Annotated in this window: 22 protein-coding genes; 13 read left to right on the forward strand and 9 right to left on the reverse strand. The window is 72.7% G+C overall.

Annotated elements, in window-relative coordinates; genetic code table 11:
* Positions 1-34 precede the first annotated feature (34 nt).
* Positions 35-799 (forward strand): alpha/beta fold hydrolase, encoded by a 765-nt coding sequence (locus ACFC8N_RS35875; protein WP_376293090.1) that lies wholly within the window; start codon positions 35-37, stop codon positions 797-799.
* Here ACFC8N_RS35875 and ACFC8N_RS35880 read toward each other — a convergent pair.
* Both ACFC8N_RS35880 and ACFC8N_RS35885 read right to left on the reverse strand, forming a co-directional pair.
* A complete protein-coding gene (locus ACFC8N_RS35880) occupies positions 717-2,396 on the reverse strand; it encodes a sulfatase (RefSeq protein ID WP_376293092.1) in 1,680 nt (559 codons plus the stop codon). The two genes, ACFC8N_RS35875 and ACFC8N_RS35880, sit on opposite strands and share 83 nt — an antisense overlap.
* Positions 2,397-2,583: 187 nt before the next feature.
* Positions 2,584-4,200 carry an acyl-CoA synthetase gene (locus ACFC8N_RS35885; protein WP_376293095.1) on the reverse strand — a complete coding sequence of 539 codons (1,617 nt, stop codon included), beginning with the start codon at positions 4,198-4,200 and terminating at the stop codon, positions 2,584-2,586.
* Positions 4,201-4,357: 157 nt separating this feature from the next.
* On the opposite strand from ACFC8N_RS35885, the gene ACFC8N_RS35890 reads away from it, so the two are divergent.
* The 7 genes from ACFC8N_RS35890 (at position 4,358) to ACFC8N_RS35920 (ending at position 10,296) form a co-directional block, all read left to right on the forward strand.
* Positions 4,358-5,158 carry a crotonase/enoyl-CoA hydratase family protein gene (locus ACFC8N_RS35890; protein WP_376293098.1) on the forward strand — a complete coding sequence of 267 codons (801 nt, stop codon included), beginning with the start codon at positions 4,358-4,360 and terminating at the stop codon, positions 5,156-5,158.
* A 14-nt stretch (positions 5,159-5,172) separates the two neighbouring features.
* Positions 5,173-6,114 (forward strand): Zn-ribbon domain-containing OB-fold protein, encoded by a 942-nt coding sequence (locus ACFC8N_RS35895; protein ID WP_376293101.1) that lies wholly within the window; start codon positions 5,173-5,175, stop codon positions 6,112-6,114.
* Positions 6,111-7,181: a thiolase domain-containing protein gene (locus ACFC8N_RS35900; protein ID WP_356031962.1), complete on the forward strand. Its 1,071-nt coding sequence runs from the start codon at positions 6,111-6,113 to the stop codon at positions 7,179-7,181. The genes ACFC8N_RS35895 and ACFC8N_RS35900 overlap by 4 nt, the downstream gene beginning before the upstream one ends.
* Positions 7,178-8,344 carry a thiolase domain-containing protein gene (locus ACFC8N_RS35905; RefSeq protein ID WP_362820910.1) on the forward strand — a complete coding sequence of 389 codons (1,167 nt, stop codon included), beginning with the start codon at positions 7,178-7,180 and terminating at the stop codon, positions 8,342-8,344. Before ACFC8N_RS35900 ends, ACFC8N_RS35905 begins: the two co-directional genes overlap by 4 nt.
* Positions 8,345-8,448: 104 nt before the next feature.
* Positions 8,449-8,691, forward strand: a complete 243-nt coding sequence (locus tag ACFC8N_RS35910) for a DUF397 domain-containing protein (protein ID WP_071385297.1) — start codon at positions 8,449-8,451, stop codon at positions 8,689-8,691.
* A gap of 122 nt (positions 8,692-8,813) precedes the next feature.
* A complete protein-coding gene (locus ACFC8N_RS35915; protein WP_362820909.1) occupies positions 8,814-9,716 on the forward strand; it encodes a universal stress protein in 903 nt (300 codons plus the stop codon).
* 82 nt (positions 9,717-9,798) lie between these two features.
* Positions 9,799-10,296, forward strand: coding sequence for a hypothetical protein (locus tag ACFC8N_RS35920; protein WP_356031951.1), 498 nt, complete (start codon positions 9,799-9,801; stop codon positions 10,294-10,296).
* A gap of 13 nt (positions 10,297-10,309) precedes the next feature.
* On the opposite strand, the gene ACFC8N_RS35925 is transcribed toward ACFC8N_RS35920, so the two are convergent.
* On the reverse strand, positions 10,310-12,283 hold the full coding sequence (locus tag ACFC8N_RS35925; protein ID WP_362820908.1) for a peptidoglycan recognition family protein: 1,974 nt from the start codon (positions 12,281-12,283) through the stop codon (positions 10,310-10,312).
* A 270-nt stretch (positions 12,284-12,553) separates the two neighbouring features.
* On the reverse strand, positions 12,554-13,693 hold the full coding sequence (locus ACFC8N_RS35930) for an aminoglycoside phosphotransferase family protein (protein WP_356032325.1): 1,140 nt from the start codon (positions 13,691-13,693) through the stop codon (positions 12,554-12,556).
* Positions 13,694-13,975: 282 nt separating this feature from the next.
* Between ACFC8N_RS35930 and ACFC8N_RS35935 the strand changes: the two genes are divergently transcribed.
* Positions 13,976-15,466, forward strand: a complete 1,491-nt coding sequence (locus tag ACFC8N_RS35935; protein WP_356032323.1) for a hypothetical protein — start codon at positions 13,976-13,978, stop codon at positions 15,464-15,466.
* Between the two features lie 81 nt (positions 15,467-15,547).
* Here the strand turns inward: ACFC8N_RS35935 and ACFC8N_RS35940 are convergent, their stop codons facing one another.
* Positions 15,548-17,002 (reverse strand): PP2C family protein-serine/threonine phosphatase, encoded by a 1,455-nt coding sequence (locus tag ACFC8N_RS35940; RefSeq protein ID WP_376293105.1) that lies wholly within the window; start codon positions 17,000-17,002, stop codon positions 15,548-15,550.
* Between the two features lie 348 nt (positions 17,003-17,350).
* On the opposite strand from ACFC8N_RS35940, the gene ACFC8N_RS35945 reads away from it, so the two are divergent.
* Together ACFC8N_RS35945 and ACFC8N_RS35950 are read left to right on the forward strand one after the other, a co-directional pair.
* Entirely contained in the window at positions 17,351-17,764 is a 414-nt protein-coding gene (locus tag ACFC8N_RS35945) for an SsgA family sporulation/cell division regulator (RefSeq protein WP_356032319.1), read from the forward strand.
* 128 nt (positions 17,765-17,892) lie between these two features.
* On the forward strand, positions 17,893-19,920 hold the full coding sequence (locus ACFC8N_RS35950) for a phosphocholine-specific phospholipase C (RefSeq protein ID WP_376293107.1): 2,028 nt from the start codon (positions 17,893-17,895) through the stop codon (positions 19,918-19,920).
* Here ACFC8N_RS35950 and ACFC8N_RS35955 read toward each other — a convergent pair.
* The 3 genes from ACFC8N_RS35955 to ACFC8N_RS35965 all read right to left on the reverse strand — a co-directional run bounded on the left by ACFC8N_RS35955 (position 19,910) and on the right by ACFC8N_RS35965 (position 22,624).
* Entirely contained in the window at positions 19,910-20,944 is a 1,035-nt protein-coding gene (locus ACFC8N_RS35955; RefSeq protein ID WP_376293109.1) for a Gfo/Idh/MocA family protein, read from the reverse strand. The genes ACFC8N_RS35950 and ACFC8N_RS35955 overlap by 11 nt on opposite strands.
* 71 nt (positions 20,945-21,015) lie before the next feature.
* Positions 21,016-22,110, reverse strand: a complete 1,095-nt coding sequence (locus tag ACFC8N_RS35960; RefSeq protein ID WP_362820904.1) for a chemotaxis protein — start codon at positions 22,108-22,110, stop codon at positions 21,016-21,018.
* Positions 22,111-22,183: 73 nt separating this feature from the next.
* Positions 22,184-22,624, reverse strand: a complete 441-nt coding sequence (locus ACFC8N_RS35965; RefSeq protein WP_376293111.1) for a PaaI family thioesterase — start codon at positions 22,622-22,624, stop codon at positions 22,184-22,186.
* A gap of 79 nt (positions 22,625-22,703) precedes the next feature.
* On the opposite strand from ACFC8N_RS35965, the gene ACFC8N_RS35970 reads away from it, so the two are divergent.
* The gene (locus tag ACFC8N_RS35970) at positions 22,704-23,156 is read left to right on the forward strand and encodes a MarR family winged helix-turn-helix transcriptional regulator (RefSeq protein WP_356032309.1); all 453 of its coding nucleotides are present in this window, start codon (positions 22,704-22,706) and stop codon (positions 23,154-23,156) included.
* 278 nt (positions 23,157-23,434) lie between these two features.
* Positions 23,435-25,276 (forward strand): asparagine synthase (glutamine-hydrolyzing), encoded by a 1,842-nt coding sequence (asnB, locus tag ACFC8N_RS35975; RefSeq protein WP_356032307.1) that lies wholly within the window; start codon positions 23,435-23,437, stop codon positions 25,274-25,276.
* On the opposite strand, the gene ACFC8N_RS35980 is transcribed toward asnB, so the two are convergent.
* A complete protein-coding gene (locus tag ACFC8N_RS35980; RefSeq protein WP_376293309.1) occupies positions 25,269-25,814 on the reverse strand; it encodes a DUF4232 domain-containing protein in 546 nt (181 codons plus the stop codon). The genes asnB and ACFC8N_RS35980 overlap by 8 nt on opposite strands.
* Positions 25,815-25,832: the final 18 nt, after the last annotated feature.

Below are 25,832 nucleotides of genomic sequence, written 5' to 3' on the forward strand. Positions count from 1 at the left end.
GCCCGGACCTGGCCGCCCGGCTAGCGTGCCGGGCATGGACACCACAGTGCCGTACCCCGCCGAGCCGCAGCCCACGGAGCTGCCCACCGCCGACCTGCCCACCGCCGACCTGCTCACCGTCGAGGCGAACGGCATCACCCTGGCCTGCCGGACCTGGGGTCCGCCCGAGGCCCCGCCCCTCCTGCTGCTGCACTGCCGCGGCGCGGACGGCGCCGACTGGACGCCCGTCGCCGAACGCCTCGCGGCACCTCCGGCTCCGCGCCGCGTGTACGCCCCGGACCTGCGCGGCCACGGACGCAGCGACTGGCCGGGGCAGTACACCTGGGAGGCGATGTCCGACGACGTGCGGGCCCTGCTGGCCGCCCTCGGTGCCGGGCGCGCGGACGTGGTGGGCCACTCGCTGGGCGGTCACGTCGCGTTGTTGCTGGCGCAGCGCCACCCCGGAGTCGTACGACGCCTGGTGCTGGAGGACGTCTGCGCACCGGTGCCGCTCGACCCGCCCAGGCCGCCCACCCCGCGGCCCGAGGGGGAGCTGCCGTTCGACTGGGTGATGGTGCGGGCCACCGACGAGCAGCGCAACGCACCCGATCCCGTGTGGCGGGACCGCATGGGCCGGATCACCATGCCCACGCTGGTCATCGCGGGCGGCCCCACCAGCCACCTCCCGCAGGAGCAGGTGGCAGAGCTCGCCGGCCTGATCCCGGACGCCCGGCTCGTCACCCTCGACGCGGGGCACCTGGTCCATGAGACCCGGCCGGAGGAGTTCCTGGCCGTGCTGGAGGAGTTCCTCGGCCGGTAGGCCGGGGCCCGTACGCGGTCAGGAAGCGGTCGCGGAAGCCGTCCATGGGCCAGACGGGGGCGTTCGTGGCGGGCTTCAGCCCCTGCGTCCAGCCCCAGCCGGAGATCCGGTCCAGCACCTTGGGATCGCGGGCGACGATCGTGACCGGCACGTCCTTGCGGGGGCTGTTCCCGGTGACCGTCGGCACGGGCTGGTGGTCGCCGAGGAAGACCAGGACGGTGTTCTCGTCGCCGTAGCGGCGGAGGAACTGGACGAGGCTGCGCAGCGCGTACGCGATCGAGGTGCGGTATGCGGTGCGCACGCTCTCCGGGGTCCGCCAGACCTCCTCCTCGGACCGGCCCGCACGCCTGACCGGCCGGAAGACCGAGCCGTCGCCCAGGTTCTCCCAGCCGACCAGCCGCGGGACGGGAGCCCAGGGGTAGTGGCTGGAGGTGAGGATGATCTCCGCCATGAGCGGGCGGCGGCCCCGCCTGCCGAGCTCCGCGCGCCGGAAGGACTCCAGGGCGAACTGGTCCGGCACCTGCGACCAGCCGAAGTCCGGGCCGTGGTACGCGAGATGACGGCCGTCGTAGACATGGTCCAGGCCGAAGAACCGGCCCTCCGGCCAGGCCGTCAGCACACCCGGCACGATGCCGACCGTGCGCCAGGCACCGGCCCTGCGGAAGGAGCCGGTGAGGGTGGTGCGGTCGCTGGAGGTGAGGCTGCGGAAGCGCTGCTGGTTGCTGATCCACAGGCCGGACAGGAAGGTCGCGTGGGCGAGCCAGCTGCCGCCGCCGGTCACCGGCGAGCGCAGCCAGCCGCTGCGCGCACCGAAGCCGGCCGCCGCCAGGCTCGCCGAGCCCTCCTTGAGGACCGCGTCGATCTGCGGCGCCATCGCCGGGTCCTCGATCGCCGAACGGCCGTAGCTCTCGACGAAGGTGAGCAGTACGTCCTTGCCGCGCAGGCCTGTGAGCAGTCGGTCCGGCGGGGTGTGGGCGAAGGCGTCGACGGCGGCCTGGCGGCGGAAGAGCCGGGCGTCGGCGAGCGAGGTGCGGACCTGCTGGGCGCGGTCGCCGAGCAGGTCGGCGTCGAGCGTGGCGGCGACGGGCTCGCCGGCGTTGTGCAGGCCGAACAGGACGCAGGTGACCCACGCGGTGCCGAGCACCAGGGTCCCGCGGACCGACCGGGCGCGGTGCCGGGCCAGCAGGGTGGTCAGCCGCAGCGTGGCGCCCGTCGTCAGGACGAGGACCGCGACCGCGAGCAGCACGGCACCGGCGATCGCGGCCAGCTCGCCGGACCGCCCGGACGTCTCGCGCAGATAGTCCGCCGCGTTGCCCAGCAGCCCCCAGTCCAGCACCAGGTCGAACGGGCGGAACAGTACCGAGTAGAAGCCGATGTCGAGGCACTTGAGCAGGGTGACCAGCCCGATCAGCACGCCGAGGGCCACCGCCCCGGCCCGCCGGGCCCGGCCGGGCACCACGAGCAGCAGGGCGGCGAGCAGGACGGCCTCGGCCGGCAGGCGCAGGAACGCGGCGGGGGCGAGCAGGTCGGGCCGGTCCGGCAGGAGGAGCGAGGTCAGCAGCAGGGCGGCGGCGAGCACGGTCGTGCCGACGGTCACCCCCTGCCCGATCCGGGGACGCCGACGGCACCACGCGAGCCAGGAACGAGGCGTGGGGTGCGGCACCTCAGGATCCTTCCGTGCGCGGAACTCCTACGACCCGATGTCACCATGAGTCATCAAATGACAGTGGTCGGGCACACAGGGTAATCCTCTGGTGTCGCGGGCGGGGCGGGACACCCCGGGGTCACGGCCGGTCGGCCGCCACCGCCACCTCCCGTGCCCAGCGGTAGTCGGCCTTGCCGCTCGGGGAGCGCCGGATGGAGTCGGTGATCACCAGCTGGCGAGGGATCTTGTAGCCGGCCAGGCGGGCCCGGCAGTGGGTCTGGATGTCGGCCAGGGAGGGGAGCACCGCCCCCGTGCGCAGCTGCACCACGGCCGCCACATGGTTGCCCCACGTGGTGTCCGGCACCCCGGCGACGAGCGCGTCGTACACGTCCGGATGAGCCTTGAGCGCCTGCTCGACCTCCTCGGGGTAGACCTTCTCACCCCCGGTGTTGATGCACTGCGAGCCCCGGCCGAGCACGGTCACCACGCCGTCCGCGTCGACCGTCGCCATGTCGCCGAGCAGCACCCAGCGCTGTCCGTCCTTCTCGAAGAACGTCTCGGCCGTCTTGCGCGGGTCGTTGTAGTAGCCGAGCGGTACATGGCCGCACTGCGCGACCCGGCCGACCTCGCCCACCGCGACCGGCTCGTGCGTGGCCGGATCCACCACCTGCGTACGGGAGTTGACCCGGATGCGGAAGCCCCGCTCGGGCCCGGAGTCGTCCGTCGCGGTGCCGTTGAAGCCGGACTCGGAGGAGCCGAAGTTGTTCAGCAGCATGGCGTTCGGGACCAGCTCCCGGAACTGCCGGCGCACCGTCTCCGACATGATCGCGCCGGACGAGGACACGCTGAACAGGGCCGAGCAGTCGGTGCCCCTCAGCGGGCCGCCGAGCGCGTCGATCAGCGGCCGGAGCATCGCGTCGCCCACCAGCGACACGCTGGTGACCTTCTCCCGCTCGATCGTCCGCAGCACTTCCTCGGGCACGAACTTGCGGTGCACGACGACGCGTTGGCCGAAGTTGAAGCCGATGAACGCGGTCAGCGTCGAGGTGCCGTGCATCAGCGGGGGAGTGGGGAAGAACGTGATCCCGGTGCCGCCGGCCGCGACCCGCTCGGCCAGCTCCTCCGGCGCCTTCACCGGCTCCCCGGTCGGCGCCCCGCCGCCCAGCCCCGCGAAGAACAGGTCCTCCTGACGCCACATCACGCCCTTGGGCATCCCGGTCGTGCCGCCGGTGTAGATGATGAACTGGTCGTCTCCGGAGCGTGCCGGAAAGCCGCGTCGCGGCGACCCGGCGGCCTCCGCCCGCGTGAACGGCAGCGCGCCCGGCACCCCGCACGCGTCCGCCCCCACGCACAGCAGATGCCGCAGCCCCGGCGCCCGCGGCAGCGCCCCCGCCACCCGGTCCGCGAACTCCGCGTCGAAGACCAGCGCGACGAGGTCGGCGTCCCGGTAGAGGTACGCCAACTCATCTTCCACGTAACGGTAGTTGACGTTGACCGGGACGACGCGCGCCTTCAGGCAGGCCAGCACCGTCTGGAGGTACTCGACGCCGTTGTAGAGGTGCAGGCCCAGGTGCTCCCCGGGGCGGATCCCGCTGTCGATCAGGTGATGGGCGATGCGGTTGGCGGCCGCGTCCAGCTCCGCGTAGGTCAGCCGGCGCTCCGCGCCGGTGCCGGGATGATCGACGTACACGAGCGCCTCGCGGTCCCCGGCCACGTCGACGACCGACTCGAACAGATCGGCAAGGTTGTACTCCACCGCTCCTCCTGACCGTCGCTTCGCCGGTCATCAGAGCAAAGGGCGGCGCAACTGTGAAGGGCCCGCGCCAATAAATCTGACTGTCTGTCAGAAAACCCTTGAAGTGCCTCCCCGCCTACTGCAACCTGTTCTCGTTCTCACCGAGGGGAGAAGGCCCATGGGCGGGACGGAACACCTCACCGTGCGGCGCGAGGGCGCCACACTGGTGCTCACACTCAACCGGCCCGACGCCCGGAACGCGCTCTCGCTTCCGATGCTCGTCGGCCTGTACGACGGCTGGGTCGAGGCCGACGCGGACGACGACATCCGCTCCATCGTGCTCACCGGCTCCGGCGGCTCCTTCTGCGCCGGCATGGACCTCAAGGCGCTCGCCGGGAAGGGGATGGCCGGCGAGCACTACCGCGACCGGCTGCGGGCCGACCCCGATCTGCACTGGAAGGCGATGCTGCGCCATCACCGCCCGCGCAAACCGGTGATCGCCGCCGTCGAGGGGTACTGCGTGGCGGGCGGCACCGAGATCCTCCAGGGCACCGACATCCGGGTCGCGGGCGCCTCCGCGACGTTCGGCCTGTTCGAGGTCCGGCGCGGACTGTTCCCGATCGGCGGCTCCACCGTCCGGCTCCAGCGCCAGATCCCGCGCACCCACGCCCTGGAGATGCTGCTCACCGGCCGGCCGTACACCGCCCGGGAAGCCGCGGACATCGGCCTGATCGGCCATGTCGTCCCCGACGGCACCGCCCTCGACGAGGCGCTGGAGATCGCCGAGCGGATCAACGCCTGCGGCCCGCTCGCCGTCGAGGCCGTCAAGGCGTCGGTGTACGAGACCGCCGAGCTGACGGAGACCGACGGCCTCGCGGCCGAACTCGCGTGCGGCTGGCCGGTCTTCGACACCGCCGACGCGAAGGAAGGCGCCCGCGCCTTCGCCGAGAAGCGGCCCCCCGTCTACAAGCGCGCCTGACCCGAGGAGTCACCGTGCCCGAAGCCCTCAAGGCCCCGCTCGTCGTCGAGTTCCCCTTCACCCGCTCCCTCGGCCCCGTCCAGAGCGCCTTCCTCACCGGGCTGCGCGAAGGCGTCGTCCTCGGCGTGCGGACCGCCGACGCACGCGTCCTCGTCCCGCCCGTCGAGTACGACCCGGTCACCGCCGAGGAGATCCGTGACCTTGTCGAAGTAGCCCCGACGGGAACCGTCACCACCTGGGCGTGGAACCACGAACCCCGCCGCGGCCAGCCCCTCGCCACCCCCTTCGCCTGGGTACTCGTCCGGCTCGACGGCGCCGACACCGCCCTCCTGCACGCCCTCGACGCCCCCGGCCCCGACGTCGTGCGCACCGGCATGCGGGTGCGCATCCGCTGGGCCCAGGAACGCACCGGCGCCATCACCGACATCGCCTGCTTCGAGCCGTACTCCGGAGAGGCCGGGCAACCGACGGGCCACACCGGCGAGTTCACCGACCCGGTCACCGGGATCGTCACTCCCGCCCGCCTCGACTACACGTACGCGCCCGGCCGCGCCCAGTCCGACTACATCCACGCCCTGTCCGGCCGGCGGACCGTCGGCGAGCGCTGCCCCTCCTGCCGCAAGGTGTACGTCCCGCCCCGGGGCGCGTGTCCCACCTGCGGCGTGGCGACCGACGAACACGTCGAGGTCGGGCCGCGCGGCACCGTGACCACCTTCTGCATCGTCAACATCAAGGCGAGGAACCTTCACATCGAGGTCCCCTACGTCTACGCCCACATCGCCCTCGACGGCGCCGACCTCGCCCTGCACGCCCGGATCGGCGGTATCCCCTACGAGCAGGTGCGCATGGGCCTGCGCGTCGAGCCGGTGTGGACCGAGGGCGCCCGCTACCCCGACCACTACCGGCCCACCGGCGAGCCCGACGCGGACTACGAGACGTACAAGGAGCTGCTGTGACCAGCGAAGAGGCCCGAGCGGGCCGGGACATCGCCGTCGTCGCCTTCGCCCAGACCGACCACCGGCGCTCCACCGAGGAGTCCTCCGAGGTGGAGATGCTCATGCCGGTGCTGCACGAGGTGCTCGCGCGGACCGGCCTGAGGACCGCCGACATCGGCTTCACCTGCTCCGGCTCCAGCGACTACCTCGCCGGCCGTGCCTTCTCCTTCACCATGGCCCTGGACGGCGTCGGCGCCTGGCCGCCCCTCTCCGAGTCGCACGTCGAGATGGACGGCGCCTGGGCCCTGTACGAGGCCTGGACCAAGCTGCTCACCGGTGACGCCGACACCGCGCTCGTGTACTCCTACGGCAAGTCCTCACCCGGCTCCGTGCGCGACGTCCTGACCCGGCAGCTGGACCCGTACTACGTCGCCCCCCTGTGGCCCGACTCCGTCGCCCTGGCCGCCCTCCAGGCCCAGGCACTCCTGGACGCCGGCCACACCGACGAGCCCGCCCTCGCGGCCGTCGGCGCCCGCAGCCGGGCCGACGCGGCGGCCAACCCGCACGCCCAGCTCACCGGCCGGACACCCCAAGGGGACTACGTCGTACGGCCGTTGCGCACCGGCGACTGCCCGCCCGTCGGCGACGGCGCCGCCGCCGTGATCCTCGCGGCGGGGGAGCGAGCCCGCGAACTGTGCGCGCGGCCCGCCTGGATCCGGGGCATCGACCATCGCATCGAGGCCCATGGGCTCGGCGTGCGCGACCTCACCGACTCACCGTCCACGCGGCTCGCCGGCGAAAAGGCGGGCGCCTTCGAACGGCCCGTCGACACCGCGGAGTTGCACGCCCCGTTCAGCTCCCAGGAAGTGATCCTGCGCAGGGCGCTGCGCCTCGGCGACGACGTGCGCGTCAACCCCTCCGGCGGGGCGCTCGCCGCCAACCCCGTCATGGCCGCGGGACTCCTCCGCATCGGCGAGGCCGCCGCCCGCGTCCACCGCGGCGACTCCGACCGCGCGCTCGCCCACGCCACCTCCGGACCCTGCCTCCAGCAGAACCTGGTCGCCGTACTCGAAGGGGATCCACGATGAGCAAGGAGCCCGTGGCCGTCGTAGGCATCGGCCAGACCAGGCACGTGGCCGCCCGCCGGGACGTGTCGATCGCGGGACTCGTCCGCGAGGCCGCCCGACGCGCCCTGGACGACGCCGAGTTGACCTGGGCCGACATCGACGCCGTCGTCATCGGCAAGGCACCCGACTTCTTCGAGGGCCTGATGATGCCCGAGCTGTACCTCGCCGACGCGCTGGGCGCCGTGGGCAAGCCGATGCTGCGGGTGCACACGGCCGGTTCGGTCGGCGGATCGACGGCACTGGTCGCCGCCAACCTGGTCGCCGCCCGCGTCCACGGCACCGTGCTGACCCTGGCCTTCGAGAAACAGTCCGAGTCCAACGCCATGTGGGGCCTGTCCCTGCCCGTCCCCTTCCAGCAGCCCCTGCTCGCCGGGGCGGGCGGCTTCTTCGCCCCGCACGTGCGCGCGTACATGCGGCGCAGCGGCGCCCCCGACACCATCGGCGCCCTCGTCGCCTACAAGGACCGGCGCAACGCCCTGAAGAACCCCTACGCCCACCTCCACGAGCACGGCATCACCCTGGAGAAGGTGCTGGCCTCACCCATGCTGTGGGACCCCATCCGCTACTCCGAGACGTGCCCCTCCTCCGACGGCGCCTGCGCCATGGTCCTCACCGACCGCGCCGGAGCCGCCCGCGCGCCCCGGCCGCCCGCCTGGCTGCTCGGCGGCGCCATGCGCAGCGAACCCACCCTGTTCGCCGGGAAGGACTTCGTCTCCCCGCGGGCCGGCCGGGACTGCGCCGCCGACGTCTACCGGCAGGCCGGCATCGCCGACCCGCGCCGGGACATCGACGCCGTCGAGATGTACGTGCCGTTCTCCTGGTACGAACCCATGTGGCTGGAGAACCTGGGCTTCGCCGAGGAGGGCGGCGGCTGGAAGCTCACCGAGTCCGGGGTGACCGAACTCGACGGCGACCTGCCCGTCAACATGTCGGGCGGCGTGCTGTCCGCCAACCCCATCGGCGCCTCCGGCATGATCCGCTTCGCCGAGGCCGCGCTCCAGGTACGCGGCCGGGCCGGGGAACACCAGGTGGACGGCGCCCGCAAGGTCCTCGGGCACGCCTACGGCGGCGGTTCGCAGTTCTTCTCCATGTGGCTGGTGGGATCCGAGCCGCCCGACGCCTGACCGGCCGGCCGGCGAGCCGCCAAAGTCCTTCCCAGGTGGCCTGTCGGCAGTCGGGACCGGTCGCTAGGCTGAGCCGCGGACGACGAACCGGGAGGAGCACGGACGTGGCCGAGACCACCATCCAGCAGCAGCCGCTCGCGGGCTGGGACAAGCCGGACCTGGACCTCAGCAGCGCCGAATGGCAGTCCAGCAGCCGGGGTCTGGGCGATGTCCAGATCGCGTTTGTCGAGGGCTTCATCGCGATGCGCAACAGCGGTCGCCCGGAGAGCCCCTCCCTGATCTTCACACCCGCCGAATGGGGCGCCTTCGTCTCCGGCGCGCGCGAAGGGGAGTTCGACCTGACCTGAGCCGCGCCCGGAGGCATTCCGGGCGGGATTTCCGGACACGCGACCAGCAGCGCCCCGCCGGGGCCGACCCTGCGTCAGGCTGGCCCCAGCAAGGGGAAGGTCGTGTTCCGGAGGTGAGAACGATGAGCACTGCGCCGGTCATCGCCGCGGTCGACGGTTCGGACGACAGTCTGCGCGCGCTGGACTGGGCCGTCGACGCCGCCCGGCGCCGCGCGGCACCGCTGCGGGTGGTGCACGTACGGCAGTACGCCGCCTGGGGCCAGGCCGACGTGCTGGTCGCCGGTCCGCCCGACACGGAGGGCGACCCGGTCCTCGACGAGGTGCGCGCCCGGCTCGCGGACAGCGCCGGGAACCTCGCCGTGGAGTACGTCGCCCTGGAAGGCGTGCCGGGCGCGGTGCTGCCCGAACTCGGCACCGACGCCCAGCTGTTGGTCCTCGGCTCCCGGGGCCGCGGCGGCTTCGCCAGCCTGCTGCTCGGCTCCAACGGCCTCGCCGCCGCACGGGACTCCGAGTGCCCGGTGGTCGTCGTGCCCCGCCCCGGCCGGGAGGTCCACGGCGAGGGCCCGGCCGAACCCGGGCCGCGCGTGGTCGTGGGCCTGCACGTCGACAGCCCCGACGACCGTACGCTCGCGTTCGCCTTCGCCGAGGCCGCCCTGCGCGCGGCCCGCGTCCAGGTGATCGCCGCCTACCCGTGGCCGGTGCAGACGTGGACCGCGCCCGGACAGCTGGTGCCGCCCGCGATCGACCAGGTCGCCGTCGAGGGCGAGACCCGCACGCTCGCCGAGGGCTTCCTCGCCCCGCACCACGGGCGGCACCCCGAGGTCCGCGTCGCCACCGAGGCGCTGCCCGGCGACGCGGCCGGCCACCTCGTCGCCGCCTCCAGGGACGCCGACCTGGTGGTGGTCGGCCGCCACCGCCGCCGCCTGCTCGCGCCCGCGCGCATGATGGGCTCGGTCACCCAGGCAGTCCTGCTCCACGCGGCCAGCCCGATCGCGGTCGTACCGCCGGGGCCGCCGCAGGAGTGAGGCGCGCCATCGCGCACTGGGGGACCTGCCGGCACCCGGTGCCCAGGTCACCCCCTGCGGCCCGGACACGTACCATGGCCGCATGTCGTTCCTCCGCCGCCGCAGCGCCACTCCTGCCGGACCCGACTTCGACGTGCTGGCCATGGACCCGGGCGACTGGCCAGGCAATCTCGGCGCGGGTCTGCTGCCCGCCCCCGACGGCACCTGCCAGGGTGTCTTCCTGCGCTACGACCTCTTCGGCGGCCGCGGCCCCGCGATGATCATCGGCAACCTCCCCGAGGGCTCCCCGGCCCGCGAGGTCGCCGAGGACGAGATCCCCTTCGAGGTGGGCCAGCTGCTGCTCGCGCTGGACAACGACGAGGACGTCACCGTCGTCGGCACCGAGGACACCCCCGTCCTCCAGGGCGACAACCTCCTCATCGTGCGGCGGCTGAAGCTCTCCGAGAGCCGGATCTCCTGCGTCCAGTTCGACCGCAGCGACGGCGTGCTCGTGACCATCGCCGCCTGGGACCGCCCCATCACCGACGACCTGTACGCCCTGCTGAAGCCGCTCCCGGCGGAGCTTTTCCAGCAGGGCTGAGGCACCGCGGCCCCTAGTCGGCCGAGCCCTCCAGGGTGACGTCCGCGGCACGGACGTAGCCGACCCGGTGGCCGTACTGGATCTCGTAGTACAGGTCCTTGCCCACCACGACCCGGTGCGCGTCGGTGGTGAAGGTGACCGAGTAGTCGTACTCGCCCGGTACCGCGTCACCGGCCACGTACCGCTGCCCGGCCGGAATCGTGTACGGCAGGGGTACGACCGACTGGACGGGGACGCCCGTCGGATAGGCCTCCTTCTCCGGGTAGGCGCGGCCGTACACCGGGACGCTTGCGAGCCCGTTCTTCGGCGTCACCAGCAGGGCCTTGGCCGGGACCGCCGTGGGCTCCTGCGGCGGGTTGCGGAACCAGGCCTTCTGGCCCAGGTACCAGATCGCCGTCCAGTCGCCCCAGCGGCCCGCGACCGCGTACTGCTGGCCGGTGGAGACCCGCGAGGACACGTCGTTGACATCGATGGTCGGGTCCTTGCCCAGGCCGATGTCCTTGATCAGCGGGGCGCCGGTGTCGTGGTCCGCGTACAGCCGCACCTCGCCGGAGCCGTGCGCGGCACAGGGCTCGCCCGACGTGGTGCAGCCCGTGTACTCCGGCTGGTTCACGGCGTACTCCGGCAGGATGGTCACCACGCCCGACTTCCTGCCCGCCGTGCGCTTGAAGGGGTGGCCCAGCAGTTCGAAGTAGTGCCGCCAGTCCCAGTACGGACCCGGGTCCGTGTGCATACCGGGGATGGTGGACGTGGTCGGGCCGGGCACGTTCTCGTGGCCCAGGATGTGCTCGCGGTCCAGCGGGATGCCGTACGTGCGGGCCAGGTACTTCACCAGCCTGGCCGAGGAGCGGTACATCGCCTCCGTGTACCAGGCGTCCGGATCGGCGAGGAAACCTTCGTGCTCGATGCCGATCGAGGCGGCGTTGATGTACCAGTTGCCCGCGTGCCACGCCACGTCCTTCGCCCTCACATGCTGGGCGATCAGACCGTCGGTGGAGCGGACCGTGTAGTTCCACGACACGTAGGTCGGGTCCTGGATCAGGTTCAGCACCCCGTTCCAGGTGCCCTCCGTGTCATGGATGACGATGTACCGGATGCGCTGCGACGCCGGCCGGTCGCCGAGGTCGTGGTTGCCGTAGTCGTTGTTGCCGAACTGGGCGTACGGCGCCCAGACCGCCTCGCAGGACACCGACTTCGGGCACTCGATGCCGTCCGTGGGCAGCGTGCGCAGGCCGGCCCGCTTCAGCTGGGCGGTGTCGGCGGACAGCCGCGGCTCGGCCGCCAGCACGACCTGCTGGCCGTCGTCCGTGGTGCGCTCCTCGCCCGAACGCAGCACGTCGTACACGTCGTTGGCGTACGCCGCCGCGGTCGCCGTGTCGTCCGCGCCGGAGAAGCGGGCCACCGCGGCGTACCAGTCGGCCGGGTCGGTGCTCAGCGGTTCGCCGAGCTGCTTCTGCGCGGCGGCGAGCAGCGCGGCCCCGCCGGCCACGTTCGCCGCCGGGTCGGTGCGCAGCTCCTCGGCGGACCGGCCCGTCAGCTGCGCCGCCTTCGGCAGCGTCTTCAGCCGGGCCGGGACCTGCGAGGCGGCCGGCACCTTGGCGGCGGGACGGACGGCCGGGCGGGATCCGTCGCCGCGGGCGTCCTCCGCGCCCTCGGCGTGGTGCTCCGTGGTGGCCAACGCGGTCCGGGCGTCGGTCAGGTGCATGGGGCCGTAGCCGCCGGTCACGCTCGGCGCGCCGCCGTGCCAGTCCCAGCGGGACTGGAGGTAGGAGACGGCCAGCAGAACGCTCTGCGGCACGTGGTACTCGGCCGCGGCGCCGGCGAAGGCCTGCTGAAGCCGGTCCGCGGACGAGCCGGAGGCGGTGCTCTGCGCGGGGGCCGCGCCGAGCAGCGGCAGCAGCAGCGCCGCCGAGGCGAGCGGAACGGCAGCCCGCCGTAGATGTCTGTGGCCGGGAGTGGACAGGGAATCGGTGGCGGAACCTCGCAATGCGGCCTCCTGTGACAGGCGGGCGTGCAGGGTCGTACGGCGCCGGGCTCGGTCAGTGGTACCGGCTTGCCGACGATCCGTCAATGATGCATTCGGGCCGCTGATTTCCCCTGCCACAAGGGGGTTTCGGCGAGTTTCGCCACGGCGGGGCACGGGCCTGCGGGGCGTCACTGGCATACACCAGTGGTGGCCCGTGGCGGATGGCGCGCCCGGACGCACGAAGGTCCGCGGTGCGCCGCCGCTCTGGCGCACCGCGGACCTTCGTGCCCGTCAGCGAGTGCCGACCGCCGCTCGGACGGCCTTGCGGGCTAGCTGACAGTCGTCGTGCAGCCGCCGGAGCAGCAGCCGCTGTTCCTCGCCGGACGGCGCGGCACCCGGCTGGGCCGGGGCCGCCGGAGCGGTGTCCTGCATCGAGCGCTGCACCGCGGTCTCGTACGTCCGGATCTCCCGGGTGAGCAGCAGCATCAGGTTCACCAGGAAGGCGTCCCGGGAGGCCGGGCCCGCCGACTGGGCGATCTGGCTGATCTGCCGCCGGGCCACCGGCGCGTCCCCGAGGACCAGCCACAGCGTCGCCAGGTCGTACCCCGGCAGGTACCAGCCCGCGTGCTCCCAGTCCACCAGCACTGGACCGGCCGGTGACAGCAGGATGTTCGACAGCAGGGCGTCGCCGTGGTTGAACTGGAGCATGCCGTGCCGGCCGACCTCGTGGGCGATGCCGTGCAGCAGCTTCTGGAGGTCGCCGAGGTCCCGGTCGGTGAGCAGGCCCAGCTCGTGGAACCGGGCGATCCGGGCGCCGTACTCCAGCGGCTTGTCGAACGTACCCGCGGGGGGCCGCCAGGCGTTCACCCGGCAGATCGCGCCCAGCGCGGCCCGGATGTCCGGGCGGGGCGGCGCCTCCACAGGATGCCGCTGGAGCGCCGCCACCCGGCCCGGCATCCGCTCGATCACCAGGGTGCAGTTGTCCGGATCCGCCGCGATCAGCCGGGGCACACGGACCGGGGGCCGGTGTCGGACGAACGAGCGGTATGCGGCTATTTCATGACGGATCCGCTCGGCCCAGGCGGGTGAGCGGTCCAGCAGGCACTTGGCCACGGCCGTACTGCGCCCGGTCGTCCCGACGATCAGGACGGACCGCCCGCTGCGCCGCAGCACCTGCACCGGAGCGAACTCCGGGCAGATCCGGTGCACCGAGGCGATGGCGGCGCGCAGCTGGGCCCCCTGGGGACCGGACAAGTCGAGTCTCCCGCTGAGCGGTGGCGTGCCGGGCTGGCCCGGTACGCGCCGCAGCCGGCCCGCGACCGGGACGGGTCCGCCCGGACGCGCCACCGGGTCGAGGTACGGCCCGCCGCCCGCCGGGCGGGAGCGCAGCGGCCGGGGCGGGGCGGACACGGAGGACGATGCTGCGTACATGGGAGAAACAGATCCCTTCGTGTGCCTGCGGTGCCTGCCTGTGCAAGTCCTTGCGCGCAACCCGGCCCGGTCGCCCGAGGCACCCTGGGGAATGCCCCTGTCATATTGACGTCCGTCGACTCTCGCCGACTTGGGGTGACCGGGTCGGGGTGGCGCATTCCTACCTGACACCCGATGGGCAGTGGCACACCATCTGGCGCACCCTGGCGAACCGTGGCGAATAGTCGCTCGGCAACCTCCACCGGGCTACTGTCAAGTCAGCCGAGAACCTGGGGGCTTGAAGTGAGCGGACAACCCAACACCCGCCTTTCGGACCTGTTCGGCCTGGCCGGCTGGTCCAAGGGCGAACTCGCGAGGCTGGTCAACAAGCAGGCGGCGGCCATGGGCCACCCCCAGTTGTCGACCGACACCTCCCGGGTGCGGCGTTGGATCGACATGGGAGAGATCCCGCGCGATCCGGTGCCGCGGGTGCTGGCGGCCCTGTTCACCGAGCGTCTCGGCCGTGTCGTGACCATCGAGGACCTCGGTCTGGTGCGGCACGGGCGTAACGGGAAACGGCAGGACGGCGGGATCGAGGAACATCCCGACGGCGTGCCGTGGGCGCCCGAACGCACGGCCGCGGTCCTCACCGAATTCACGGGAATGGACCTCATGCTCAACCGACGCGGCTTGGTGGGCGCGGGTGCCGCGCTCGCCGCGGGATCCACACTCAGCAGCTCCATGCACGACTGGCTGCACACCGACCCGGCCCTGAAGGCCGACGCCCCCGTCCTCGACGACCCCCTGCACGCCGACCCCGCTGGGTTCGACCGCTACGAGGCCGCCCCCATCGGATCGCAGGAGGTGGAGGAGCTGGAGCGCTCGGTCGAGGTGTTCCGTGCCTGGGACGCGGCCCGCGGCGGCGGGCTTCAGCGCAAGGCGGTCGTGGGCCAGCTCAACGAGGTGGGCGGCATGCTCGCCTACCACCATCCACCCCATCTCCAGCGCCGCCTGTGGGGCGTCGCGGCCAACCTCGCCGTCCTCGCGGGCTGGATGTCGCACGACGTCGGCCTGGAGCCCACGGCGCAGAAGTACTTCGTCATCGCCGCCCATGCCGCCCGCGAGGGCGGCGACCGCCCCCGCGCGGGGGAGGCCCTGTCCCGGGCGGCCCGGCAGATGGTGCACCTGGGCCGGCCCGACGACGCCCTGGACCTGATGAAGCTCGCCCAGACCGGCTCCGGAGACCGTCTCCAGCCGCGTACGAAGGCGATGTTCCACACCATCGAGGCCTGGGCGCAGGCCTCGATGGGCAAGGGCCAGGCGATGCGCCGCACGCTCGGTCAGGCGGAGGACCTCTTCGTCGCCGACCGGCAGGACGTGGAAACGCCGGACTGGATGCAGACCTTCAAGGACGAGGACCTGTACGGCATGCAGGCCCTCGCCTACCGCACGCTGGCGGACTTCGACCCGAGTGCGGCCGCGCACGCCCAGTACTACGCGGAGAAGGCGCTCGCCCTGCGCGTCGACGGGCGGGAGCGGTCGAAGATCTTCGACCATCTCTCCATGGCGTCGGCCTGCTTCATCGCCGACGATCCGGAACAGGCCGACCGCTTCGCCCGGCTGGCCCTGATGTCGATGGGGTCGAACTCCTCGCGTCGCACCTGGGACCGGCTGCGCCAGATGTACCAGCTCACCGCCCAGTACGCCGAGTACCCGAAGATCCACCAACTGCGGGAGGAGATCAGGAGCGCCCTGCCCAGGCCGAGGGCCAAGGGCAGCAGCGCCGAGGCGTGAGCGCACGGGCACAGGGAGCCCGCGCGCACAGTTCCCTTACCGGTTACAGCGGTTGTACCGGTTGATTCGACATACCCGGGTTCACGCGGTGATTCTGGCGACGAGCACGCACGCGTCGTCCTCGCGCCCGGCTCCGCCGAACTCCTCGACCACCGTCCGCACACAGTCCTGCGCGGTGCACGCCGCGCCGAACCGTGGGCCGAGGGCGAGCAGCCGGTCCACGGCCGCCGTCGTGGTCTGCCCCGGTACCAGCCCGTCGGTGTGCAGCAGCAGGACGTCGCCCGGCCGCAGAGCCTCCTCGGCCTGCCCGTAGACGGCACCCGAGGTCGCGCCGAGCAGTACGCCGTCCGGCGCGGTCAGCATCCGCCCCGTCCCGCCGCGGTACAGCAGCGGGGCGGGGTGTCCTGCCTGTGCCCAGACCAGGGTGCGGGTCTTCGGCCGGTAGCGGCAGCAGACGGCGCTGCCCAGGGCGGGCTGCACGGTGGCGTCCAGTAACTGGTTGAGCATGCCGAGGAGTTCACCCGGACCGGTGCCGGCCAGCGCCATGCCGCGCACGGCGCCGAGCAGCATCGCCATGCCCGAGGCGACGGCGACCCCGTGTCCGGTGAGGTCGCCGACGCTGAGCAGGGTCTCGCCGCCGGGCAGGTCCAGCGCGTCGTACCAGTCGGCGCCGATCAGGGTGCTCGCCGCCGCGGGGAGGCGCTGGGCGGCGAGGTCGAGGGGGCTCGGTCCCGGGGGCGGCAGCCGCAGGGAGCCGAGCCAGGGCGGCAGCACGGCCTGTTGCACCTCGGCGGCGATCCGGTGCTCGGTCTGTTCCTGCGTGCGCCGACGGTGCAGCGAGTCACGGGTCTCGCGCACCGTCCGCTGGGTGCGGCGCAGTTCGCTGACGTCGCGCAGCACGGCCCACATCGAGGCGGTGCCGCCGTCGGCGCCGAGCACGGGCTCGCCCATCATGTGCACCGTGCGTTCCGAGCCGTCGGGCCGGGCGATGCGGAACTCGCCGTCGATCGGCCTGCCGTCGACCAGGCAGCCCGTCACCATCCCGGTCAGCTTCGGCCGGTCCTCCTCCAGGACCAGCGAGGGCAGCTCGTCCAGGGTGAGGGCGGGGTCGGCCGGATCGCGGCCGAGGATCTGGTAGAGCTCGCCGGACCAGGTCGCCTCGTCGGTCAGCAGGTTCCACTCCGCGCTGCCGACCCGGCTGAGCAGCGAGCCGTGCGGGAGGTCGGACGGGGCCGTGCGCGGCCCGGACTCTGCGCCGGGCCGGGCCGGGGCGGGCTCGGCGGAAGCGGACGGCGCGGGGTCCGGGCCGTCCCGGAGCTGCGCCAAGTGGGTGTCCAGATCGTCCAGTTGGTGCAGGGCGAGGTCGTACAGAGCGCGCTGCCAGCGTTCCTCGGGGTCCGCGCCGTCGGTCCGGGTGTCCCGCCGTACGGCGTCCACGTCGCCCTTGAGCCGCCGCGTCTGCGTGATCAGCGCCTCGACCGAGCCGCGCCCGGGGGGCTGGGCGGCTGGGCGGCCCGCGGAGACTGGGGACGGCATGACGCACTCCGAAGGGGGACGATACGGCCAGGGCAGGACGGGGGACCGCTACGACTGTGGCACAGCCCGCGACGCCCTGTAAGGGATTTGGCAACACACGATACGGTGGTGCTTCCGGCATATGCCAGAGTCTTCCCGGAGTGATTCGCGGATACGAATGACGTACGCGTCGGACAGGGTAAGTCGTAGGAGTCCTACGAGAGTTGACCCGTGTGGGCGATCTTCGTGTCGCGCTCACGCGTGTGTTCGACGCTCCCGTGTTCGCCTGCCTGGCCGAGCGGCCTGTACTCATCGAACTCTGACCGGATTTGGCGGCATGCGAAGGGCCCCCGCGCACTCCATATAAACATGGAGACCACTGTCGAACAGCCCGTGCTCGCCCGGCTCATCACGGCCGAGGATCAGGAGATCCCGGTGTCGGCCACCCTGCGGTACACCGCCGACGATCCGCTGGCCGTCTTCGTCGACTTCCCCGCCGAGGCGTCCCTGGAGGGCGAGGACGTCACCTGGACCTTCGCGCGCTCCCTGCTCGACGACGGGCTGCGCGCCCCGGCTGGTCACGGGGACGTACAGATCTGGCCGTACGGCCGCACCCGGACGGTGCTGGAGTTCCACTCGCCCCACGGGATGGCCCTGCTCCAGTTCCAGACCCCGGCCCTGCGCCGGTTCCTGCTGCGGACCTACGCGGCGGTGGCGCCCGGGCAGGAGGACGTGGCGCGGGTGGTGGAACGGGGACTGAGTGCTCTGTTCGGCGGGGTGTGAGCGACGCCTACGTCTTTTGACTTTTGTTCACCTCCGCCTCACCGCACGGGTATGGACCCTGACGATCACCCCGTGCACCCTGTCGCGCGGTGTGCCGCACGGGCGCACCGGTGACGAGGACGGGGCGAATGACACCGATCAGCCGCAGAGGCTTCGTGGGACTGGGCGCGTCCGTCGCGGCGGGTGTGGCGCTGGGCGCCGGCACCGCCCGTACGGCGTCGGCCGCAGCGGCCACGGCGACCGGCACGATCAAGGACGTACAGCACGTGGTGATCCTCATGCAGGAGAACCGCAGCTTCGACCACTACTTCGGCCGTCTCAAGGGCGTGCGCGGCTTCGACGACCGCAGCGGCATCGCCCTCGGCGGCGGATACCCGGTCTTCGACCAGCCGAACGGGCTGGGCCGGCAGTACCCGTGGAAGCTGAGCGCGACCCCGTCCGCCGGCGGCAAGGACGGCGAGACGCTGGCCCAGTGCAACGGCGACCTGCCGCACTCGTGGTCCTCACAGCACTCCGCCTGGAACAAGGGCCGGATGGACAACTGGGTCGCGGGCGTCGGCAACGTCCGCTCGCTCGGCTACCTGGACCGCTCCGACATCCCGTTCCACTACGCGCTCGCGGACAACTACACCATCTGCGACGCCTACTTCTGCTCCACCCTCAGCGCCACCGGCCCCAACCGCACCTTCCTGTGGAGCGGCAAGGTCGACTCCTCCTCCTACGACGGCGGCGACGAGTCCGGCCTGACCTGGCAGACCTACGCCGAGGCGCTCCAGGCCGCCGGGGTGTCCTGGAAGGTCTACCAGAACGCGGCCGACAACTACGGGGACAACGGCTGCGCCTACTTCAAGAACTTCGCGAACGCCAAACCCGGCGACCCGCTGCACGACCGGGGCATGTCCTCGGTGCCGGGCGTGACCGGCTCGACCCCGGACGACATCGCCGCCGCGATCAAGGCCGACGTCGTCGCGGGCACCCTCCCCCAGGTCTCCTGGGTCGTCCCCAACCAGGGCTTCTCCGAGCACCCCTACGCCCCGCCCGGCGACGGCGCGCACTTCGTCAACCTCGTCTACCAGGCCCTCGCCGCCGACCCGGACGTCTTCGACTCGACCGTCCTGTTCCTCAACTACGACGAGAACGACGGCTACTTCGACCACGTGCCCCCGCCGGCGCCGCCCGCCGGCACGGCCGGGGAGTTCCTGAACGGCGTGCCCTACGGCTTCGGCTTCCGGGTGCCGATGATCGTCATCTCACCCTGGACGCGCGGCGGCTGGGTCTCCTCGGAGGTCTTCGAGCACACCTCGGTGCTGCGCTTCCTGGAGAACTGGACGACCGCGCTCGGCACGCCCGTGCGGTGCGCCAACATCAGCGACTGGCGGCGACAGGTCAGCGGCGACCTCACCGGCGTCTTCGACTTCGCCAACCCGGTCCACGGCGCGGTCTCGCTGCCCGCGACCGGCGTCATCGGCATCAACACCTGCGGCCCGCTGCCCAATCCGGTGCCGACGGACAACGCCCTGCCCGCCCAGGAGCCCGGCACCCGGCCCGCCCGCGCGCTGCCGTACCAGCCGAACGGCTACCTGGACCACCTGGAGTTCGACGCGGCGGGCAAGACCCTCGCCTGGTTCACCATGACCAACCAGGGCACCCCGGCCTCCCGCGCCGCCCACTTCTCCATCCACCCGAACGCCTACCGCGACACCACGCCGTACCAGTACACGGTCGACGCGGGCGGCACCGCCTCCGACTTCTTCAACATCGGGACCGGCTTCGGGGGCGGGCAGTACGACCTGACCATGGTCGGCCCCAACCGCTTCCTGCGCCGCTTCCAGGGGGACGCCACGAAGGCGGGCAAGTCGGCCGAGATTCGCGCCCGTTACGCCGTCGAGCCCGGCACCGGCAAGCTCGCGCTCTACATCAGGATGACCAACTCCGGGTCGTCGTCGGCGACGTTCACCATCACCTCGGACCACTACCGGGGCGACGGCCCCTGGACCTACACCGTCGCCGCGGGCGCCTCGACGGAGGACTTCTTCAACGCCGTCGCGTACCAGAACGGCTGGTACGACTTCACGGTGACCGTCGACTCCGACGCGACCTGGTCGCGCCGGCTCACCGGGCACCTGGAGACGGGCGCCGCGAGCGTCAGCGGCTGACCCCGGCGCGGACGTCGTACAGCTCCGGGCGCGGGGCGAGGGCGACGGCCACCCGGCCGCCGTGCTCCAGCGCCCGGACCCCCGCCTCGGCGACGACGGAGGCCGCGTAGCCGTCCCAGGCGCTCGCGCCGGTGACCTCGCCGCGCAGGGTGGCGTCGACCCATGCCTGCACCTCGCGGTCGTAGGCGGCGGCGAAGCGCACGAGGTAGTCCTGCGCCACCTCCTCGCGGGCGGCGCCGCCGGCGGTGACCACCATGGTGTGCTCGTCGCCGATCCGGGCGCTGCCCTTCTCGCACACGGCCTCGCAGCGCACCTGGTAGCCGAAGCCGCAGTTCACGAAGACCTCGACGTCCACCAGCGCGCCCCGGTCGGTCTCGAACAGCACGAACTGCGGGTCGAGCAGGCCGGCCGGGGCACCCGAGGAGGGCGTGGGGCGCAGCACGGTCACCGCCGTCAGCTCCTGCCCGAGCAGCCAGCGGGCCGCGTCGATCTCGTGCGAGACCGAGCTGTTGACCAGCATCGCGCTGGTGAAGCCGGGCGGCGAGGAGACATTGCGGTGGGTGCAGTGGAGCATCAGCGGCCGGCCGAGGCTGCCGCCGTCCAGCAGCGCCTTCAGCCGCCGGTACTCGGCGTCGTGGCGGCGCATGAAGCCGATCTGCGCGAGCCGGCGGCCCAGCCGCGCCTCGGCCTCCACGATCCGCAGCGCGCCGGTGGCGTCCGGGACCATGGGCTTCTCGCACAGCACCGGCAGGCCCCGGGCGAACGCGGCGAGCAGCGCCTCCTCGTGCGCCGGGCCGGGTGAGGCGATGAGCACGGCGGCGACACCGGGCGCGTCGAGCGCGGCCTCGGCGTCCGTGTGCACGCTCACTCCGGCGAGGCCGGCCACCGCCTCCTTCGCCCGCTCGACGTCCGGGTCGGCCACGGCCGCGACCCTGGCACCGCTCACCACCTGATCGAGCCGTCGTATGTGATCGGCCCCCATGTGCCCCGCACCCAGTACCGCCACACCCAGCAGGTCACCCATGCGCGCGCTCCCTTACGCCGACGATCACGCCGTAGCGTACGCCGCGCGGGGAGCGCCGCCGGGGGAGTGGTTCAGTACCGCAGCACCCCCGCGATCCCGTCGGCGTCGCCCAGGGCGCCGTCGGGTACGAAGCGGACGTCCGCGCCGGTCTCCAGGCACTGCTCGACGATCTCGTCGACGATGTCCTCGCGGGCCTCCAGGTCGCCGGACACGGCCGGCACCAGATGGTCGCCGAGGTCGTTGACGGTCGCCCGGAAGTTCTCCTCGACGGCGAGCAGCCGTACCCGGCCCTCGCGGGCGCTCTGCCACAGCTCGTCCAGACCGGCCGCGTAGGTCTTGTGACCGCGTGCCGCGGTCAGCTCGCCCATGACGGACGTGGTGTCCCTGCGGGCCTCGGCCTCCAGCACCGGCCGCAACGCCTGCCACACGGCCTCCGGACCGGCGTGCGCGAGGCCGCCGTGCGGGACCTGGACGGCGTTCCCGGCCACGCTGCCCGCCTCGTCCAGCAGGGACAGCGCCGCCTGCTCGCCGGTGACGTACAGGGGCCGGGGCTGCTCGCGCAGGAGCGCGGCCATGGCGGTGTCGGCGTCGCGCAGGAACTGGCGGGTGGCCTCGTCGCGGTACGCGCTCGGCGTGTCGCCGATCTGCTCCTGGCGCTCCGGGTCGAAGTTCCGCTCCGGTCGCTCCAGCGGGAAGCCGCCGGAGTCGTCGGCCACCACGCGGCCCTCGCCGCCGCTCCACAGACTGACGCGGTCCGCGGAGACCGACAGCACCCAGAACGGCCGCTCGGCCGCCTGTGCGGCGACCAGGTTGCGGGTGAGGAAGGTGTCCGAGAGCACCACCCGCTCGGGGACGGTGCGGGCCAGGGACCACACCTGGTGCTCGCCGGGGGCGGCGAAGATCACCAGGCCGTCCTCGGCGTGCGCGAGGTCGACCTCGGACAGGGCCCGGTCGAGCTGGGCCTCGACGTCGTTGCGTCGTTCACGGGTGACGGCGGGGTCGGCCTCCAGGCGTTTGCGCGCCTCGGTGAGGACATTGCGCAGTCGGACGGGATCCTGCCCGTTGTCCGGTTCGCGGCGGTGTGTCGGGGTCAGCACGGACACCGCCGGGTAGGGACGCGGGCGCCGCAGTTCGGCCAGGGTCGCGGGACTCAGTGCGTGCTCCATGACAGCACGATAGGACCGATTCACGGATGGGGCATTCGGGGCAAGCCCGCCGGGCAGGAGGGTGATTCCCGGGTCAGGCCGTGGCGGCGGGTACGGCCGGCACGTCCACCGCGATCGATCCCTGGGCCACCGCGCACAGGGTCCGCGTACCGTCGTCGTCGACTGTGGAGAGGTCGCAGCGGCACACGACCCGGCTGCGCCCCGCCCGGATCACCCGGGCGTCGGCGCGCAGCGTCGCGCCCCGCGCCGGGCGCAGGTAGTCGATGCTGTACCCGGCGGTGATCAGCCGGGACCCGGCCACGCTGCCCGCGGCGAAGGCGAGCGCGTTGTCGGCCGCGTAGCCGAGCACCCCGCCGTGCAGGAAGCCGTACTGCTGGAGCAGTTCCTCGTGGATGTCGACTTCGAGCGTCGCCCCGCCGTCACCGAAGGCCACGAGGCGGGCCCCGAGCAGTGCGCTGAAGGGCTGTGCGGCCAGGACCTTCCGGGCGACCGACAGGTCAGGGATGTCGTGCACGGCACGCCTCGCTCTCCCGATTCACTTCACTAGTGAAGTGAGGGTGGCGCCGGTCCGCCGCCTCTGTCAACATCGGCCCATGTCCGAGCCCGTCCGGCCCGAGCCCGACCAGCGCCTGTTCTTCCTGCTCCAGCGGGCCGCGCACCAGCTGCGCACCGCCGCGGACCGCCGGCTGCTGGCCGCCGCCGGGATCACCTCGGCGCAGCTCGGCGCGCTGTACGCGGTGCGCGACCGGCCCGGGATCACCCAGCGGGAACTCGCCGCGGACCTGGGCCTGCGCGAGTCCGGCGTCACCGCGCTCGTCACCCGGCTCACCGCCGCCGGTCTGCTCGACAGGCGTGCCCACCCCCGCGAACACCGCGCCGTGGTGCTGGAGTTGACCGAGGCCGGTGCCGCGGCGCTGGCCGCCGCCGGGCCGGAGGTCGACCGGTTCAACGCCGGTCTGCGCGCCGCGCTCGGCGCGGACGGCTTCAGCCGGGCGGCCGGGGCGTTGCGGACGCTCACCCGCTGGGAGCCGCCCACCGCGCCGTGACGCCGCAATCATGGTGAAGTCTTTGCCCGTGGCCGGTTCGTGGTGGCCATGGCCCGGCAGGACGGGCCTCACCGGATTTCGCGCGGGCAAAAAGCGGCCGAAAGCGTGGGGTGAGGGGGCCGTCCGTGTTACGCCCACATTGACTGCCTCGGGCAACTGACGGACGCTCGACTGGTAGGTGCTCGATACAACTGGTTCCTCGACCGGAATCCGTCTCTCATAAAGACAGTGCAGGTGAGCACGGGGTACGGGCGCGAACCGGAGGCAGGAGGTAGCACATGTGCGGCATCACCGGATGGGTCTCCTTCGATCGTGATCTGACCGTCGAGGCCACCACATTGGATGCAATGACCGAGACGATGGCCTGCCGGGGTCCGGACGACCGCGGCACCTGGTCCGAGGGCCCGGCCGCCCTGGGCCACCGCCGTCTTGCGATCATCGACCTTCCCGGCGGCCGGCAGCCGATGTCCCTGTCGACGCCCCAGGGGAACGTCGCCATGGTCTACTCCGGGGAGGCCTACAACTTCACCGAGCTGCGCCGCGAACTCGAAGGCCGCGGGCACCGGTTCACCACCGACTCCGACACCGAGGTCGTCCTGCACGCCTACCTCGAATGGGGCGACCAGGTCGCCGAACGCCTCAACGGCATGTACGCCTTCGCCGTCTGGGACGGCCGTCACGACAAGCTCGTGATGATCCGCGACCGCATGGGCATCAAGCCGTTCTACTACTACCCCACCGCCGACGGCGTCCTGTTCGGCTCCGAGCCCAAGGCGATCCTCGCCAACCCGCTGGCCCGCCGCCGGGTCACGCTGGACGGCCTGCGCGAGCTGTTCGTCATGATCAAGACGCCCGGGCACGCGATCTGGGACGGCATGCGCGAGGTGGAACCCGGCACCGTCGTCACCGTCGGCCGCACCGGCATCGGCACACGCGTCTACTGGCGGCTGCGGACCCTCGCGCACACCGACGACCGCGCCACCTCCATCGCCACCGTCCGCTCCCTGCTCGACGACATCGTGCGCCGCCAGCTCGTCGCCGACGTGCCGCGCTGCACCCTGCTCTCCGGCGGCCTCGACTCCTCCGCGATGACCGCGATCGCCGCCCGCCAACTCGCCGAACAGGGCGAGAAGGTACGCAGCTTCGCCGTCGACTTCGTCGGCCAGACCGACAACTTCATCGCCGACGAACTGCGCGGCACCCCCGACACCCCCTTCGTGCACGACGTGGCCCGGCTCGCGAAGACGGACCACCAGGACATCGTGCTCGACTCCCAGTCCCTCGCCGACCCCGCCGTGCGCGAGCAGGTGATCCGCGCCCGCGATCTGCCGTCCGGCCTCGGCGACATGGACTCCTCGCTGCTGCTGCTCTTCCGCGCCATCCGCGAGAAGTCCACCGTCGCCCTGTCCGGCGAGTCCGCCGACGAGGTCTTCGGCGGCTACCTCCAGTTCTTCGACGAGGACGCGCGCCGCGCCGACACCTTCCCGTGGCTGGTGCGCTTCGGACGGCACTTCGGCGACGACACCGACGTCCTGCGCACCGACCTGGCCAAGTCCCTCGACCTGGAGAGCTACATCGCCGACGGCTACCGTACGGCCGTCGCCGCGATCGACCGGCTGGACGGCGAGAGCGACTTCGAGTACCGGATGCGGCAGATCAGCCATCTGCATCTGACCCGCTTCGTGCGCGTCCTGCTCGACCGCAAGGACCGGATGAGCATGGCCGTGGGCCTGGAGGTCCGGGTGCCGTTCTGCGACCACCGCCTGGTCGAGTACGTCTACAACGCGCCCTGGGCCGTGAAGTCCTTCGACGGCCGGGAGAAGAGCCTGCTGCGGGAGGCGGCCGCGGACGTCCTGCCGCGCTCGGTGTACGACCGCGTGAAGAGCCCGTACCCCTCCACCCAGGACCCGCTGTACGCTGTCGCGCTGCGCGAGCAGGTCAAGGACCTGCTCTCCCGGCCCTCGCACCCCGTCTTCGACCTGCTCGACCGGGAGCGGGTCCGGGCGGCCGCCGAGCGCGACACCCCGGTCAGCAACCAGACGGAGCGGCGCGGTCTGGAGCGCACGCTGGACTTCGCGCTGTGGCTGGACGCCTACGCGCCGGAGCTGGTCCTCAGCTGAGACCGATGGCCCGGTCCGCGGCTGCCGCGCTCGGCTGCCACCACGTCGTCACCGGCTCCCACACCAGGACCCGCGTCCCGGTGCCGAGCCGGCCGGCGGTGAAGGTGCGGCCCGCGTGCGCGGCCGAGGCGGCCACGGTGAGGCCGTCCGCCCGGCGGGCCTCGGGGTCCGCCGGGTCACGGATGGTGCGCACGTCCGCGTAGGCGCCCTCGCCCGCCGCGAGCCGGTGGTCGCCGGTGCCGCCCGCCGGTACCGGCACGGCCGCCCCGTCCAGGTCCCCGAAGGTGACCGTGGGCACCCGGTCGACGGCACACGCGCGGGTGCCGCGGTTGGTGACACTGATGCGCACCGTGCCCGGCCGGCCGGGCACGGCCCTCGCCCGGACCGTCAGCGACGACTCGGCGCAGCGGGCGGTCCGCGCGTGTTCGGCAGGGGCCGTGCCGGTCGCGGTGGCGGCCCGGCCCGGCGCCGCGGTCAGCAGCAGGGCCGCCACGGCGGCCGAGGCGGCGGGTACGGCGAGGGCGGCGCGGATGCGCAGGATGGCCTCTCCCTGTCG

The organism is Streptomyces sp. NPDC055966 (assembly GCF_042269865.1).
Taxonomy (GTDB): domain Bacteria; phylum Actinomycetota; class Actinomycetes; order Streptomycetales; family Streptomycetaceae; genus Streptomyces.

What these genes read in the sequence shown, in the direction of transcription:
- ACFC8N_RS35890 (WP_376293098.1), top strand. Translation starts at nt 4,358, where the DNA reads ATGGGCGGGACGGAACACCTCACCGTGCGGCGCGAGGGCGCCACACTG.
- ACFC8N_RS35960 (WP_362820904.1), bottom strand. Translation starts at nt 22,110, where the DNA reads ATGGAGCACGCACTGAGTCCCGCGACCCTGGCCGAACTGCGGCGCCCG.
- ACFC8N_RS35930 (WP_356032325.1), bottom strand. Translation starts at nt 13,693, where the DNA reads ATGTACGCAGCATCGTCCTCCGTGTCCGCCCCGCCCCGGCCGCTGCGC.
- ACFC8N_RS35940 (WP_376293105.1), bottom strand. Translation starts at nt 17,002, where the DNA reads ATGCCGTCCCCAGTCTCCGCGGGCCGCCCAGCCGCCCAGCCCCCCGGG.
- asnB (WP_356032307.1), top strand. Translation starts at nt 23,435, where the DNA reads ATGTGCGGCATCACCGGATGGGTCTCCTTCGATCGTGATCTGACCGTC.
- ACFC8N_RS35905 (WP_362820910.1), top strand. Translation starts at nt 7,178, where the DNA reads ATGAGCAAGGAGCCCGTGGCCGTCGTAGGCATCGGCCAGACCAGGCAC.
- ACFC8N_RS35945 (WP_356032319.1), top strand. Translation starts at nt 17,351, where the DNA reads ATGGAGACCACTGTCGAACAGCCCGTGCTCGCCCGGCTCATCACGGCC.
- ACFC8N_RS35955 (WP_376293109.1), bottom strand. Translation starts at nt 20,944, where the DNA reads ATGGGTGACCTGCTGGGTGTGGCGGTACTGGGTGCGGGGCACATGGGG.
- ACFC8N_RS35875 (WP_376293090.1), top strand. Translation starts at nt 35, where the DNA reads ATGGACACCACAGTGCCGTACCCCGCCGAGCCGCAGCCCACGGAGCTG.
- ACFC8N_RS35915 (WP_362820909.1), top strand. Translation starts at nt 8,814, where the DNA reads ATGAGCACTGCGCCGGTCATCGCCGCGGTCGACGGTTCGGACGACAGT.
- ACFC8N_RS35950 (WP_376293107.1), top strand. Translation starts at nt 17,893, where the DNA reads ATGACACCGATCAGCCGCAGAGGCTTCGTGGGACTGGGCGCGTCCGTC.
- ACFC8N_RS35970 (WP_356032309.1), top strand. Translation starts at nt 22,704, where the DNA reads ATGTCCGAGCCCGTCCGGCCCGAGCCCGACCAGCGCCTGTTCTTCCTG.
- ACFC8N_RS35920 (WP_356031951.1), top strand. Translation starts at nt 9,799, where the DNA reads ATGTCGTTCCTCCGCCGCCGCAGCGCCACTCCTGCCGGACCCGACTTC.